Annotated in this window: 14 protein-coding genes; 9 read left to right on the top strand and 5 right to left on the bottom strand. The window is 72.7% G+C overall.

Annotation, left to right across the window (positions count from 1 at the left end; translation table 11 throughout):
- Nucleotides 1-45 precede the first annotated feature (45 nt).
- The 5 genes from ABZS37_RS11625 to ABZS37_RS11605 are packed head-to-tail and all read right to left on the bottom strand — an operon-like array spanning nucleotide 46 to nucleotide 5173.
- Nucleotides 46-2826, bottom strand: coding sequence for an FtsX-like permease family protein (locus ABZS37_RS11625; protein ID WP_355167973.1), 2781 nt, complete (start codon nucleotides 2824-2826; stop codon nucleotides 46-48).
- Nucleotides 2823-3581, bottom strand: coding sequence for an ABC transporter ATP-binding protein (locus ABZS37_RS11620; protein ID WP_355167972.1), 759 nt, complete (start codon nucleotides 3579-3581; stop codon nucleotides 2823-2825). Before ABZS37_RS11620 ends, ABZS37_RS11625 begins: the two co-directional genes overlap by 4 nt.
- Nucleotides 3554-4159, bottom strand: coding sequence for a PadR family transcriptional regulator (locus ABZS37_RS11615; protein WP_354993203.1), 606 nt, complete (start codon nucleotides 4157-4159; stop codon nucleotides 3554-3556). Before ABZS37_RS11615 ends, ABZS37_RS11620 begins: the two co-directional genes overlap by 28 nt.
- Before the next feature lie 52 nt (nucleotides 4160-4211).
- Complete coding sequence (locus ABZS37_RS11610; RefSeq protein WP_355167970.1) at nucleotides 4212-4649, bottom strand: ferritin-like domain-containing protein; 438 nt, start codon at nucleotides 4647-4649, stop codon at nucleotides 4212-4214.
- Complete coding sequence (locus ABZS37_RS11605) at nucleotides 4646-5173, bottom strand: hypothetical protein (RefSeq protein ID WP_355167968.1); 528 nt, start codon at nucleotides 5171-5173, stop codon at nucleotides 4646-4648. Before ABZS37_RS11605 ends, ABZS37_RS11610 begins: the two co-directional genes overlap by 4 nt.
- 156 nt (nucleotides 5174-5329) lie before the next feature.
- On the opposite strand from ABZS37_RS11605, the gene rimP reads away from it, so the two are divergent.
- The 9 genes from rimP (at nucleotide 5330) to ABZS37_RS11560 (ending at nucleotide 13313) form a co-directional block, all read left to right on the top strand.
- Nucleotides 5330-6019 carry a ribosome maturation factor RimP gene (gene rimP, locus ABZS37_RS11600; RefSeq protein WP_355167966.1) on the top strand — a complete coding sequence of 230 codons (690 nt, stop codon included), beginning with the start codon at nucleotides 5330-5332 and terminating at the stop codon, nucleotides 6017-6019.
- The gene (nusA, locus tag ABZS37_RS11595) at nucleotides 6016-7059 is read left to right on the top strand and encodes a transcription termination factor NusA (protein WP_355167964.1); all 1044 of its coding nucleotides are present in this window, start codon (nucleotides 6016-6018) and stop codon (nucleotides 7057-7059) included. The genes rimP and nusA overlap by 4 nt, the downstream gene beginning before the upstream one ends.
- Nucleotides 7060-7075: 16 nt before the next feature.
- Entirely contained in the window at nucleotides 7076-7408 is a 333-nt protein-coding gene (locus ABZS37_RS11590; RefSeq protein WP_354993208.1) for a YlxR family protein, read from the top strand.
- Nucleotides 7409-7501: 93 nt separating this feature from the next.
- The gene (gene infB / locus ABZS37_RS11585) at nucleotides 7502-10531 is read left to right on the top strand and encodes a translation initiation factor IF-2 (protein ID WP_355167962.1); all 3030 of its coding nucleotides are present in this window, start codon (nucleotides 7502-7504) and stop codon (nucleotides 10529-10531) included.
- 90 nt (nucleotides 10532-10621) lie between these two features.
- The gene (locus tag ABZS37_RS11580) at nucleotides 10622-10918 is read left to right on the top strand and encodes a DUF503 domain-containing protein (RefSeq protein WP_355167960.1); all 297 of its coding nucleotides are present in this window, start codon (nucleotides 10622-10624) and stop codon (nucleotides 10916-10918) included.
- A 127-nt stretch (nucleotides 10919-11045) separates the two neighbouring features.
- Complete coding sequence (gene rbfA / locus ABZS37_RS11575) at nucleotides 11046-11546, top strand: 30S ribosome-binding factor RbfA (protein WP_354993211.1); 501 nt, start codon at nucleotides 11046-11048, stop codon at nucleotides 11544-11546.
- Entirely contained in the window at nucleotides 11543-12601 is a 1059-nt protein-coding gene (locus tag ABZS37_RS11570; protein WP_355167958.1) for a bifunctional oligoribonuclease/PAP phosphatase NrnA, read from the top strand. Before rbfA ends, ABZS37_RS11570 begins: the two co-directional genes overlap by 4 nt.
- Before the next feature lie 95 nt (nucleotides 12602-12696).
- Nucleotides 12697-13104, top strand: coding sequence for a hypothetical protein (locus ABZS37_RS11565; protein ID WP_354993213.1), 408 nt, complete (start codon nucleotides 12697-12699; stop codon nucleotides 13102-13104).
- A complete protein-coding gene (locus ABZS37_RS11560; RefSeq protein ID WP_355168122.1) occupies nucleotides 13104-13313 on the top strand; it encodes a DUF6186 family protein in 210 nt (69 codons plus the stop codon). The genes ABZS37_RS11565 and ABZS37_RS11560 overlap by 1 nt, the downstream gene beginning before the upstream one ends.
- Nucleotides 13314-13589 lie beyond the last annotated feature (276 nt).

Here is a 13589-nt window from a genome sequence, read left to right as displayed (position 1 = left end):
CCCCGTGCGCGCCCGGGTCACCAACCGGCCGGCCAGGCCGTGGAGTCAGTCCAGCCGCCGTTCGATCGGCAGTTGGGCGCGGGTGAACAGACCCGCCCCGAGCATCGCCACCACCGGCACCAGCACCAGGACCCCGAGTGCGGGCCACGGCACCAGGAACGGGTACGGGTCGGGAATCGGCCAGTCGGTGGCGTACTGCCGGTTGACCGAGAACAGCACGATCGCGGCGGTGCCCAGCCCGGCCACGATGCCGAGCACCGAACCGAGGCCGGCGATGACCCCGGCCTGGCAGATGGCCAGCAGTCGGCGTACCCCGGGTGCCGCGCCGACGGCCGCGAGGGTGGTCAGCTCGGAGCGCCCCTCGGCGGCGGCGAGCGCGGTGGCGATGCCGGCCGCCCCTATCGTGATCAGCCCGGCTGCCGCCGCGAGCAGCAGAAGCAGCGGTGAGACGTCGCGGGGGGCGCCGCCGTACTCCACGGACAGGGAGAAGGTCCCGTAGGGCCGCAGGTCGGCGGCGAACCGTTTCTGCTGGGCCTCGTCGGGCGCTGTGGTGGTGCCGATCACCCAGCCAGCCGGGGACCAGCTCAGGCCGAGTTGTCGGGCCGCGGCCGTGGACAGCAGCAGGCGGGACTGGCCGACCGCCACAGGCAGCGCGTACCCGGCAAGGTCTCGGGTGGCCGTCGGTCGGTCCGGCCCGGCGTCCGCCTGGCTCACCCGGATGGTCACCAGGCCGTCGTGCAGGTAGCGCGGGTCGGTCACCACCACACCGCCGGCACGCAGCACCGCCGTGGCGGCGGCGGTCGCCGCCGGGTCCGCGCCGGTGAGGAGCGGCAGTGCGGTTCCGTCGTCCACCTCCGTCGCGACGTAGCCGCCGTAGTAGTCCGCCGCACGGATCAGGCAGCGCGGGTCGGCCCGGGCCTGCCGGCGGTGCGCCTCGGAGAGGCTGTCCCCGGGCTGAAAGGGGCAGGCCCGCTCCGGCGGCAGCACCGGCTCGACGTCGCAGTAACCGGTGCCCGCTGGCGCGCAGCCCACCGCGTACACCGGTGCGACCCCGCCGGTACCCAGCTGTTTCCGGGCTGCGGCGGTGACCTGGGCCAGCGTGGCCTGCCGGCCAGACTCGTTCGGGTTGACCAGCACGTGGCCGGTCGGCAGCGCCGGCTGATAGGCATGCGCGTCGCGCGTGCCGTCGCTGGCCAGGTAACCGCCGAGCGCGACGCTGCTAGCGACGGCGGCCATCACGGCGCAGATGGCCGGCGCTGCGGCGGCCCGGTTGCGGCTGGCATCGCGCAGCGCGATCCGTGGCGCCAGTGGCAACACCCGGCCGAGTCGGGCGAGCCCTCCGATCAGCGTGGGTGTGCAGCACACCAGGCCCAGTTCGCCCAGGATCAGGCCGGTGAGGATCACCGCGGGGGAGGTGCGGGTGGCCCCGAACGCCGCCAGGCCCGCCCCGCCGCCCACCAGTGCCAACCCGATGGCCAACCACCGGGTCCGGGACACCGGTGGGGTGCGTCGCCCGGCGAGCCCGGCGCTGACGTCCTGTCGGGCCGCGGTCCAGGCCGGTGCCAGAGCAGCGAGCACCCCGGCCAGCACCGCGACCCCACCGAGCAGCGCCAGGGCGGTCGGCCAGCAGCGGTATCCGCCGAAGCGGGCGCCGAAGACGTACTGCTCCACCAGCGGACGACCGGCGAACGCCGCGCCGACGCCGACAAGTAGGCCGACGGCGGCGCCCAGGACGCCCAGCACGACCCCGTCGGCCAGTACGACCCGGCGAAGCTGGGCTGCGTCGCCGCCGGCCACCGCGACCAGCGCCAGGTCCCGTCGTCGGCGACGGACGCCGACGGCGAAGGCCGGCCCGACCAGCAGCACGACCTCCAGTAGCCCGAGGCCGGCGATCAGCACGAGGGTGCTCAGGTCGCCGGGGTCGCTCGGACCGATCGACCGGGACAAGACCCGGTTCGACTCGGCCGCGCCGGCCGGATGACGTGGGACGACCACCACACCCCGGTCGTTGAGCCGGGACACCAGCGCGGCGTCGACGGTGCCGGGTACGTCCGCCAGCCAGGTGCTGTCCGGTTCGGAGCCGGTCCGTGGCACCGCCCCTGGATGCAGCGCCACCACCGCGCCGAGATCGTCGGGGAACTCGACCACCCCGACCACCGTGTACGCCCTGCTCCCGTCGGCGACGGCCACGGCGTGGCCGAGGCGCAGGTCCAGGCGGCGTAGCGCCGCCGGGCTCACCGCGACCTCGCCGGCCTGCTGCGGCGCCCGGCCGGCGCGGAACCGCACCAGCCCGCGGGCCAAAGGATCGGTGAGGTCCAGCACCCGCCCGTCCACGTCCTCGTTCCGGTGCGGGCCCCGCAGTGTCAGCGAGACCCGGGTGCGCACCTCGGTGGCCCGGCTGCCCGGTCCGAGCAGTGCGGTCACCTGGGCGGCGGTCGCAGTGCCGGCGGCTGAGTGCTCGCCCTCGGGCGTGTACCAGCTGTCACCCCACTCGTCCTGTCTCACCGGGGTGTCAGCAACCCAGCGCAGCTCCGCGTCGGCCACGCCGAGCCGCCGGTTGACGCGTTCCTGAGGGGTCAGCTCGGCCATGTCGTAGCTCGCCGCCAGGAAGGCCAGCGCCGCCACCGGCAGGGCGATCATCGCGAGCACCAGGGCGGTTCGTCGTCGGGCCCGGCGTGACTCCCGCCGGGCGATCCGCAGCGCCGTCCGCCAGGAGCCGGTCAGTTCGGCGATCCGCCGCCGGCCGACGGCGGCGGGTGACGTGATCGGCCGCGCCGCGGGTGCGTCGACCCGGCCGGGTGCCCGCACCGCACGGCGTATGGTCACCGGTCGCTGCCGGACAGCAACTGCTCGACGCTGCTCAGCGGTGCCGTCGTGTCGACCAGCACGCCGTCGCGGAGGAACACCACCCGGTCGGCCCAGCCGGCGTGCCGCGCCTCATGGGTGACCAGCACCCCGGCGGCGCCCGCGTCGATCCGGCGGCGCAGCAGGTGCAGCACCGCCTCACCGGTCTGTGAGTCCAGTGCCCCGGTGGGCTCGTCGGCGAGCACGAGCCGGCGCTCGCCCACCAGAGCGCGGGCGATGGCCACCCGCTGCTGCTGACCGCCGGAGAGCTGGTCCGGGAAGCGGTCACCCAGTGCGGGCAGGCCCACCTCGGTGAGCGCGGCCAGGGCCAACGCGCGCGCCCGGCGTCCGCTGACGCCGTCGAGCTCCAACGGCAGCGCCACGTTCTCCAGTGCGCTCAGGCTGCCCAGCAGGTTGAGCTGCTGGAAGATGTAGCCGATCCGGCGGCGGCGCAGCTGGGCCAGCCCGCGACGGTCCAGTGCTCCCAGCGGTTGCCCCTCGACCCGGACCTCGCCGCGGGTCGGGCGGTCCAGCCCACCGGCGAGGGCCAGCAACGTCGACTTGCCGGAGCCGGACGGGCCCATCACGGCGACCAGCTCACCGGGCCGAACAACCAGGCTGACGCCGCGCAGCGCGTGCACCGCCGCCGCTCCGGCCCCGTGGGTGCGGTGGACGGCGCGCAGGTCCAGCACCGCGTCGTCCGACCCGCTCACCGTCGCGCCTCCTCGCCGGCCCATCGCGCCGCGTCACGCGCGTCGCCGTCCCCCGGTCGAGGAGGAGCGGGGGGTGCCGGGCCGCTGGGCTGGTGCCGGACCAGACTCGTCTCGCAGTGGTCCAGCCAGCGCACCTCCGCCTCGGCCTGGAACACCATGGAGTCCAGCACGAGGCGCCAGGGGAGGTCCTCCGGGCGGTTGCTGCCGTACTTCAACCGGGTCAGCTCCTGCAGGGCCCGCATCGTCGCGCTGCGCTGGGCCTGCACCACCGAGCGGACGTCCACCCCGGGGGTGGTCAGCGCCAACGCCAGCTTGATCGCCAGCTCGTCGCGGGGTCGTTCGGTACGACTGACCGGGGTGGCGAACCAGAGGGCCAGGTCCGCCCGGCCGGCGTCGGTGATCTCGTACGGGCGCTGCCCGGCTTCGCTCTCCGGCAGCGGACGCACCAGACCGTCCCGTTCCAGCCGGGACAGCGTGGTGTAGACCTGCCCGATGTTCAGCGGCCAGGTCGAGCCGGTCGACTCCTCGAACGCGGCGCGCAGCTGGTAGCCGTACATCTGGCCGCGTTCGAGCAGGGCGAGCAACCCGTGACGGATGGACATGGCAACGGAGTATGCATACCTGGTATGCGCACCGCAACCGGAGCAGACCGGTTCAGGTTGGCCGACCGGGAAACGGGACAGTCAGCGGGGTCAGCCCGGCCGTCTTCCGCCAGCGGGTGGCCCGTACGGCGTACTCGACCAGGGCGGCCAGTGCCTGGTCCCGGTCGGCGCCGGTGGTGGACGCCAGAGCGGCCCGCCAGTGCGCGGCCGTGCGCTCCTCCACCTCGGCGGCGAGCCGCAGAGCGCTTGGCCGGTCGGTGACGGGGAACGGCAGCGCGTACCCGGCGCGGTCCGGCGGCACGACGCCGCCTGCGGTGGTGAGTTGCATGACCAGCGTGTCGCGCCGGCGTCGGTGCGCGGCCTCCGCCTGGTGTGCCGCCTCCCGTGCGGCCCCGGTGAGCCGGACGCCGATCCGCCCGTAGGCGTAGATGGCCGCGTACTCAGCGGAGAGGGCGGAGGCGAGCGCCTCCCCGGCGGACGGTTGCCTCACTTCAGTGCCTCCTGATGGGTGGCCCGGGCGGCGGCGATCGACCCGAGCAGCGCTGCCCGTTCCGCGGGCGCCGCGGCACAGGCGACGGTGGCCGACTGCTGGGCGGTCTTCTCCAGCGCGCGCAGGGCTGCGAGCGCGCCGGTCGGGTCGGCTACCGGTGCGGTGGTCGGGGCGGCGGCGACCGTCGACGGCAGGGCGACGCCGATCACCCGGGCCAGCTCGGTGGCGTGCGCGGTGTGCGCCTCAGCGATCGGGCCGAGCCGGTCGGCCAGCTCGGGATGCGCCGCCGCGCTCGTCTGGTGCGCGGCGGCCAGCGCGAGTGACTCGTCCACCATCGGCCGCAGCGGGTCCGGCGGTGGCGCTGGCTGATCGTCGCGGTCGAAAAGATCACAGCCGGTCAGCGGCGCCGCAGCGCCGCCGAGCGCCAGAAGCGCCCCGACGCGCAGGAGCTTTCGCCGGGAATGTCCGGATGCTTGGTCGCGCTGTGTCGCTCTGCCGATCCCCACCGGGCAAGTCAACACCATTCACGCCGGTCCGGGGGGCACCGGCGTCGGTGCGCCGCCCGGCCCGCCGCCGGGCAGGCGCGTTACGCTCTGCGCAGCCACCGGCGCGTCCGCTCCGGTGGCGTGCCGGCATGGCGTGACGACCCGGTCGTCGTCGACCAGGGAAAGGGTGCGGAGATGACGCAGCGTGGCCGTGCCACCAGGCCCACGGGTCGACCCCGCGATGGCGCGGGTCCCCGAGGCGGTGACCTCTCCGCGCGGCGTGCTCGGCTGCGGGCCGTGATCGAGCCCGTGGTCAACGACGCGGGCTACGACCTGGAGGACCTGTCGGTTTCCCGGGCCGGTCGCCGGCACGTGGTGCGGGTGATGGTCGACGCCGACGGCGGGATCGACCTGGACGCCGTCGCGGACGTCTCCCGCGCTGTCTCGGCTGCGCTGGACGCCGCGGAGGAAGCCGGTGGCGACATCGTCGCCGGGGAGTACCAGCTGGAAGTCAGCTCTCCGGGCGTCGATCGGCCACTCACCCTGCCCCGCCACTGGCGACGCAACGTGGGCCGGCTGGTCAAGGTCACCGCCCGGGGCACGGCCGCGTTGCCCGGCCAGCGTGGCGAGCAGCCCGCCGGTGACCGCCAGCTGACCGGCCGGGTGATCGCGGCCGACGACGAAGGCGTGCAACTGGAGACCGACGACGGCCGCGCCTCCTGGGCGTACGCCCAACTGGGCCCGGGCCGCGTGCAGGTTGAGTTCACCCGGCTCGCCGAGCTGGGCGAGCCGGACGAAGAGTTCGACGACGCGGACGATTCAGACGAGATCGACGATTCAGACGACATCGACGACGAAGATGATGTGGAGGACGAGGAGAGGTGAACATCGACCTCGCGGCGCTGCGCGCACTCGAGCGCGAGCGGGAGATCCCGTTCGACACGATTCTCGCGGCGATCGAGACCGCGTTGCTGACCGCCTACCGGCACACCGACGGCGCCGAGTCGCACGCCCGGGTGGAGATCGACCGCAAAACCGGCGCCGCCCTGGTGTACGCGCAGGAGATGGACGAGGACGGCAGTCTCGTTCGGGAGTGGGACGACACCCCGCACGACTTCGGCCGGATCGCCGCCATGACCGCCAAGCAGGTGATCCTCCAGCGTCTGCGGGAGGCCACCGACGAGGTGCACTTCGGTGAGTACGTGGGCCGCGAGGGCGACCTGGTCACCGGCGTGGTGCAGGCGCACGAGACGCGAACCGAGAAGGGCATCGTCAGCGTCGACCTGGGCAAGCTGGAGGGCGTGCTGCCGCAGTCCGAGCAGGTGCCTGGCGAGCGGTACGCCCACGGCGAGCGGGTCCGCTGCGTCGTGGTGCACGTGGCCAAGGGCATGCGCGGGCCGCAGATCACCCTGTCCCGGTCGCACCCGGCGCTGGTCAAGAAGCTGTTCGCGCTGGAGGTTCCGGAGATCGCCGACGGCACGGTGGAGATCGGTGCGATCGCCCGTGAGGCAGGTCACCGTACGAAGATCGCCGTACGCTCCACCACCCCCGGGGTGAACCCGAAGGGCGCCTGCATCGGCCCGATGGGTCAGCGGGTTCGCGCCGTGATGAGCGAGCTGCACGGTGAGAAGATCGACATTATCGACTGGTCGGACGACCCGGCCACCTTCGTCGGCAACGCGTTGTCGCCGGCCAAGGCCCTGCGGGTCGAGGTGGTCGACCTGGCCAATCGAGCCGCCCGGGTGACCGTTCCCGACTTCCAGCTCTCGCTCGCGATCGGTCGGGAGGGGCAGAATGCCCGACTCGCGGCCCGATTGACCGGTTGGCGGATCGACATTCGCTCCGACGCGGAGCAGACCGCCCCGGCCGCGCGTGGGGCAGCTGATCACGTGCGGGAGCCGGGCAGCGCGATCTCGGGCAGCTAGGGGTAGACTTCCTCCAGTGGTACGACGCGCGCAGCCGGAGCGCACCTGTGTGGGTTGCCGGAAACGTGCGCCGGCCAGCGAATTGCTGCGGATCGTCGCGGTCAGGGACGAGGCTGGTTACAGCCTCCGGCCTGATCCGCTTCGCAGGCTGCCGGGTCGGGGAGCGAACATGCACCCGGATCCGGCCTGCTTCGCGCTGGCAGTGCGGCGCCGCGCCTTCGGGCGTGCGCTGCGCATCACCGAGGTCCTTGACCACGGTGCGCTGGCGGAGCACGTCGATGCGCCAACCACTACGTCCGGTCAGCCCGACCGGGCGAGGGTCGCTAGCAGGGTAGGACGACCGACATGAGCACACGATGAAGTCCCTGAAATGACCAGGCTTCAAGTGCACGAGTGAGGTCGCTGCGGGTGCTGCCCGCACGACCTCGGAGTGAGGAGTGCAGTGGCAGGCAAGGCCCGCGTACACGAGCTTGCAAAAGAGCTCGGGGTCGAGAGTAAGACCGTTCTCGCCAAGCTGAAGGAAATGGGCGAGTTCGTGAAGTCCGCGTCCAGCACCGTCGAGGCGCCCGTCGCCCGACGGCTGCGTAACGCATTCGTCGCGTCCGCCGGTGCTCCGGCGCCGGCCGCCCCGTCGGCGTCCGCGCCAGCGCCAGCGCCGGCTTCAGACTCGACCCCGACGACGTCTCCGACCCCGGGTGCGCCCCGGGTCTCGGCCCGGCCGATGCCGCCTCGGCGGCCGACCGCGCCGGCACCCGGTCCGAAGCCGAAGGGTCCGGTGCCCGCTGCGCCGCAGCCCGCGGCTCCGGTCGCCAAGCCGGCGAGCGCCCACGACATCGAGGTGGCGGCCGCGGAGGCGCGTGCCGCCGCGCTGAAGGCTGAGCAGGAGGCCGCGGTCAAGGCCGCGCAGGCCGCCCGTCAGCAGCAGCGAGACAACCCCGTTCGCCGGGAGCCTCCGGCAGACGGCAACCGGCCCGGCCCTCGGCCGGGTCCCGCCGCGATGCCACCCCGTCCTGGTTCACCGGCCGCCCGTCCGGGCACGCCGGCACCGGGTCCGGGTGCCCGGCCGGGCGGTCGCCCGCCGACGCGCGGCGCCGGTAACAACCCGTTCGGCATCCAGGGTGGCCAGCAGCGGCCGCCGGCCGCTGGCGCGGGTGGCCCCCGGCCCAACAGCCCGGCGGGCATGCCGCCGCGGCCGAGCCCGAACTCGATGCCGCCGCGGCCCAGCCCGGCGTCCATGCCGAGCCAGCGTCCGGCTGCCGGTCGTCCCGGCCCCGGTGGCGCTGGTCGCCCCGGTGGCGGCGCGGGTCGTCCCGGTGGCGGTGGCGGCGGTGGCTTCCGTGGCGGTCCCGGTGGTGGCGCCGGTGGCGCCGGCGGCGGTGGCGGTTACCGCGGCGGCCCTGGTGGCGGCGCGGGTGCCGGCGGTGGCGGTGGCTACCGTGGCGGTCCCGGCGGCGGTGGCGGTGCTCCCGGTGGCGGTTTCCGTCCGGGTGCTCCGTCCGGTGGCGGCGGGCGTCCGGGTGCGGGCGGTCGTGGCCGTGGCGGCGGCGCCGCGGGTGCCTTCGGGCGTCCGGGTGGCCGGCCGACGCGTGGTCGCAAGTCCAAGAAGCAGCGCAGACAGGAGTTCGACAACCTGTCGGCTCCGACCATGAGCTCGGGTGCTCCCCGGGGTCAGGGTCAGATCGTCCGGCTCTCCCGTGGCGCGTCTCTGTCGGACTTCGCCGACAAGATCAACGCCAACCCGGGTTCGCTGGTCCAGGAGATGTTCAACCTGGGCGAGATGGTCACCGCGACCCAGTCCTGCTCTGACGACACCCTGCACCTGTTGGGTGAGCACCTGGGCTTCGACATCCAGATCGTCAGCCCGGAGGACGAGGACCGCGAGCTGCTCGCGCAGTTCAACATCGACCTCGACGCGGAGGTGGCCGAGGAGCGTCTGGTCAGCCGTGCGCCGGTGGTGACCGTCATGGGTCACGTCGACCACGGTAAGACCAAGCTGCTCGACGCGATCCGCAAGGCGAACGTCGTGGCCGGCGAGGCGGGTGGCATCACCCAGCACATCGGTGCCTACCAGGTGCACGTCCCGCACGAGGGCGTGGACCGGGCGGTCACCTTCATCGACACCCCGGGTCACGAGGCGTTCACCGCCATGCGTGCCCGTGGTGCCCAGGTCACGGACATCGTGATCCTGGTCGTCGCGGCTGACGACGGTGTGATGCCCCAGACGATCGAGGCGTTGAACCACGCCAAGGCGGCCGACGTGCCGATCGTGGTCGCGGTCAACAAGGTCGACAAGCCGGACGCGAACCCGGACAAGGTCCGCCAGCAGCTGACCGAGTACGGCCTGGTCGCCGAGGAGTACGGCGGCGAGACCATGTTCGTCAACGTGGCAGCCAAGCCGGGCATCGGCATCGAGGAACTCCTCGAGGCTGTCCTGCTGACCGCCGACGCGTCGCTGGAGCTGACCGCTCCGATCGACGGGCCGGCGCAGGGTGTGGCCATCGAGGCGCACCTGGACAAGGGTCGCGGTGCGGTGGCGACGGTGCTGGTCCAGAAGGGCACCCTGCGGGCTGGCGACTCGATCGTCGCCGGTGGGGCGCACGGCCGGGTCCGGGCGATGCTCGACGAGAACGGCAACCAGCTCTCCGAGGCTGGGCCGGCGCGTCCGGTCATGGTGCTGGGTCTGACCGCGCCTCCCGGCGCGGGCGACACGTTCCTCGCGGCGGCGGACGACCGTACGGTGCGGCAGATCGCCGAGCAGCGGCAGGCACGGCGGCGGGCGGCGTCCTTCGCCAACTCCCGTGGTCGGGCCACCCTTGAGACGCTCATGGAGCAGCTCAAGGAGGGCGAGAAGACCTCGCTCAACCTCATCCTCAAGGGTGATGTCTCCGGTTCGGTGGAGGCCCTGGAGGACGCGCTGTTCAACCTCGACATCCCCGAGGAAGTCCAGCTCAAGGTCCTCGACCGGGGCGTTGGCGCGATCACCGAGAGCAACGTCATGCTCGCGAGCGCCTCGTCCGAGCCGGTCACGATCATCGGCTTCAACGTGCGGGCCTCGAACAAGGTCCGTGAGATGGCCGACCGCGAGGGCGTGGAGATCCGGTACTACACCGTCATCTACCAGGCCATCGAGGAGATCGAGGCAGCGCTCAAGGGCCTGCTCAAGCCGGAGTACGAGGAGGTCGAGCTGGGCAGCGCGGAGATCCGCGACGTCTTCCGCTCGTCCAAGATCGGCAACATCTCCGGTTGTATCGTCCGGTCGGGCATCATCCGGCGGAACGCGAAGGCTCGGCTGCTTCGGGACGGGACGGTCGTGGCGGACAACCTCACGATCACCTCGCTGAAGCGGTTCAAGGACGACGCCACGGAGGTCCGCGAGGGCTTCGAGTGTGGTCTGACCCTGGGTGGTTACAACAACGTCCAGGCCGGCGACGTCATCGAGACCTTCGAGATGCGGGAGAAGGTTCGCGCCTGATCCGGCAGTGACACGCTGATCAAGGGGTTTACGCCGGCTGGCGTAAACCCCTTGATCATGCGGGGCGGTGTGGCGGTATCGTCCGAGGTGATGTTCACCGGAACCGCGGTCTTCGACCTGCTGCTGCCGGGCGACTCCCGGTCGCTCAAAGCCAAGAGATCATATGTACGGCCGATCGTGGCGGCACTGCGCCGCTTCGAGGTGTCGGCCGCCGAGGTGGGGGCGCTCGACCTGCATGGTCGAGCGCAGATAGCGGTGGCCGTGGTGGCCGCCGAGACGGGGCATGTCCGCGAGGTGCTCGACTCCTGTGAGCACCTGGTGGCCGGCCGCCCCGAGGTCGAGTTGCTGTCGGTCCGCCGACGGCTGTACGGCGTGGACGACGACTGACCACGGTGCGGGCTGTGCCGGGCGACCGGTGCGGCCGCGAAGGTAGTGTTCGAGATGTTGGCCGGTCGGGCCGGCGGCCCCCGGGTCGCCGGGTCGACCGGGAGCAAGACGCCGTGGAGGTGGCGAGATGTCTGATCCGGCCAAGGTACGCCGGCACGCGGAACGGGTGCGTGAGCTGGTTGCGTCGGTGGTGCGGAGCCAGATCAAGGATCCGCGGCTCGGCATGATCACGATCACGGATGCCCGGATCACCGCCGACCTGCGCGATGCGACGGTCTTCTACACGGTGCTCGGGGACGCGGTTGCCCAGGCGGACACCGCGGCGGCGCTGGAGAGCGCCAAGGGGCTGCTGCGCAGCACGGTCGGCAAGGCGCTCGGGTTGCGGCACTCGCCGACTCTCACGTTCGTCCTCGACGACGTGCAGGACCAGGTCAAGCACATCGACGACCTGCTCGCCGCCGCCCGCAACGCCGACGCGGAGGTGCAGAGGCTCGCCGCTCAGGCGGCGTACGCGGGCGAAGCGCAGCCGTACCGGGTGGATGACGAGACGGACGAGGCCGACGAGACGGACGAGGCCGATGAGGCCACCGACGTCAAGGAGACCCCTCGGGGTGGGGAAACGCGGTGACGAGCACCGCCAGCGCCCCGCTCGCCGCGGCGGCCGGAGCCGGCCCCGTCGAGGCGGACTGGGCCGCGGCCGAGGCGCTGGTGCGGGCCCTCCCACCGACCGGTCGGGTGCTGCTGATCTGCCACGTCAACCCGGACGGCGACGCGCTGGGCAGCATGCTCGGCTTCGGTCTGGGTCTGCGGCAGTTCGGCGTACGCAACGTGCAGGCGACCTTTCCCGGGCCGCCGGAGGTGCCCGAGCCGTTCCGTGGGCTGCCTGGGCTGGACCTCCTGGTCCCGGCGAACGCCGCGGACCCGGCACCCGATCTGGTGATCTGCTTCGACGCGGCGAGCGAGTCGCGCCTCGGCGAGCTGGCCGGGCGGTTGTCGTCCGCGGGCGCGGCGCTGGTGCTCGACCACCATGCTTCCAACCCGGGCTTCGGCACGGTCAACCTCGTCGACCCGGGTGCCGCGGCGACGTCGGTGGTGGCCGAGCAACTGCTGGCCCGGCTCGGGGTTGCGCCGGATCCGGCCATCGCCGAGTGCCTCTACGTCGCGCTGACCACGGATACCGGCTCGTTCCGGTTCGAGGCGACCACCCCGGCGGTGCATCAGATGGCCGCCCGGTTGCTGGCGACCGGCATCTCGCCCGGCGACATCTCCCGGCGGGTCTTCGACACCCGGCCCTTCGGCGCGGTCCGCCTCTTCGGTGAGGTGCTCGGTCGGGCTCGGCTGGAGCCGGCCGCCGCTGGCGGCCGAGGGCTGGTCTGGACCTTCGCCACCCTGGACGACCTGGCTCGGCATGATCAGCGACCGTACGTGCTCGAGGCGCTGATCGACTCGGTGCGCTGCACCGCCGAGGCGGATGTGAGCTGCGTGTTGAAGCAGACCACGTCCGGCGAGTGGGCCGTCTCGATGCGCAGCAAGGGCGCGGTGGACGTCAGCCGGGTCGCGGTCGCGCTGGGTGGTGGCGGCCACAAGTTCGCGGCCGGGTTCACCGGTCGGGGGACCGTCGAGCAGGTGGTCGACGCGATCCGGGGCCAGCTCGACGCGGCGCTGATCCGACTCGACGCCTGACCGCGACGCCACGCGTCACCCCAGAAGGAAGATCAGGGTCAGCTCCGGGGAGTGTTGGTCTTCCCGCGCTCCGTGCGACCGGGAAGAATTGCGGGATGGAGCAGCCGCACGACCTCACCGTGGAGGCCCCCCGCGCCTGGGACCGGCCCGCCGTCTCTGTTCCCGTCCTCGTCTGTCTGTCGCTCGTCGGTGGTCGGTTCGCTTCGTTCTCCACCGAGGCGAATCTGTTCACCCTCGGCACTGGCGGGGTGCTGATCTGGCTCGGTCTGAGCAATCGGGTTCCCCGCCGACCGGCACCGCGTCGTCTGGACGCGAGGGCGGCCTGGTGGGCAGTGCCCGTGGTGGTCTTCGGGGTCTTCGAGGGCACGACCTTCGTGCTGGCGGTCGGCGACGACTTTCCGACCTTCTCCCGGCTGGCCGACCCCCTCCTGGAAGATCACCTGACCCGGTCGGCGGCCTGGTTCGCCTGGCTGGCGGCTTTCTGGGGGTTGGTGCGGCGATGATGCGAGCGCTCGCGATCGGCGGTTTCCTCATCGCGTTCGCCCTCTTCGCGGTGGTCGAGTGGATGGCCCGTCGGGAGGGCTCCCGGATCCCCACCCTGGGCGAGGTCTGCGCGTACCTCATGCGCTACGAGGTCGGCCCGGTGCCGGTGGGCCGGATCGGTCTGTTCGGTTTCTGGTGGTGGCTGGGCTGGCACTTCCTGGCCCGCTGAGCCGGGTTGCCGACTGTCCAGATGGCGGGAACCGTGAGCAGCATGTGGACCTGAACGATAGCTTGGGAGGCGACCGGTGCCGCGTAGCGGTGCAGGTCATGGGCGGTGGTGCCACACCCCGTGCCGCCTCCCTCCAGGGTCGGACCGACCCGGGCTCACGCTGCCCAGTCGGCTGCTCCGGTAACCCCGGACTGCCGTGGGGCGCTCAGCACGACCGCCCGTGAGGGCCGCCGCGTGTCGGTGGCTCGCACCCTGGAAGGAGCGCCACCATGCCGA

Source organism: Micromonospora sp. NPDC005413 (assembly GCF_040606435.1).
Taxonomy (GTDB): Bacteria; Actinomycetota; Actinomycetes; order Mycobacteriales; family Micromonosporaceae; genus Micromonospora.
Note: the sequence above shows the minus strand (reverse complement) of the source record. Positions and strands in the feature narration are given on the sequence as shown.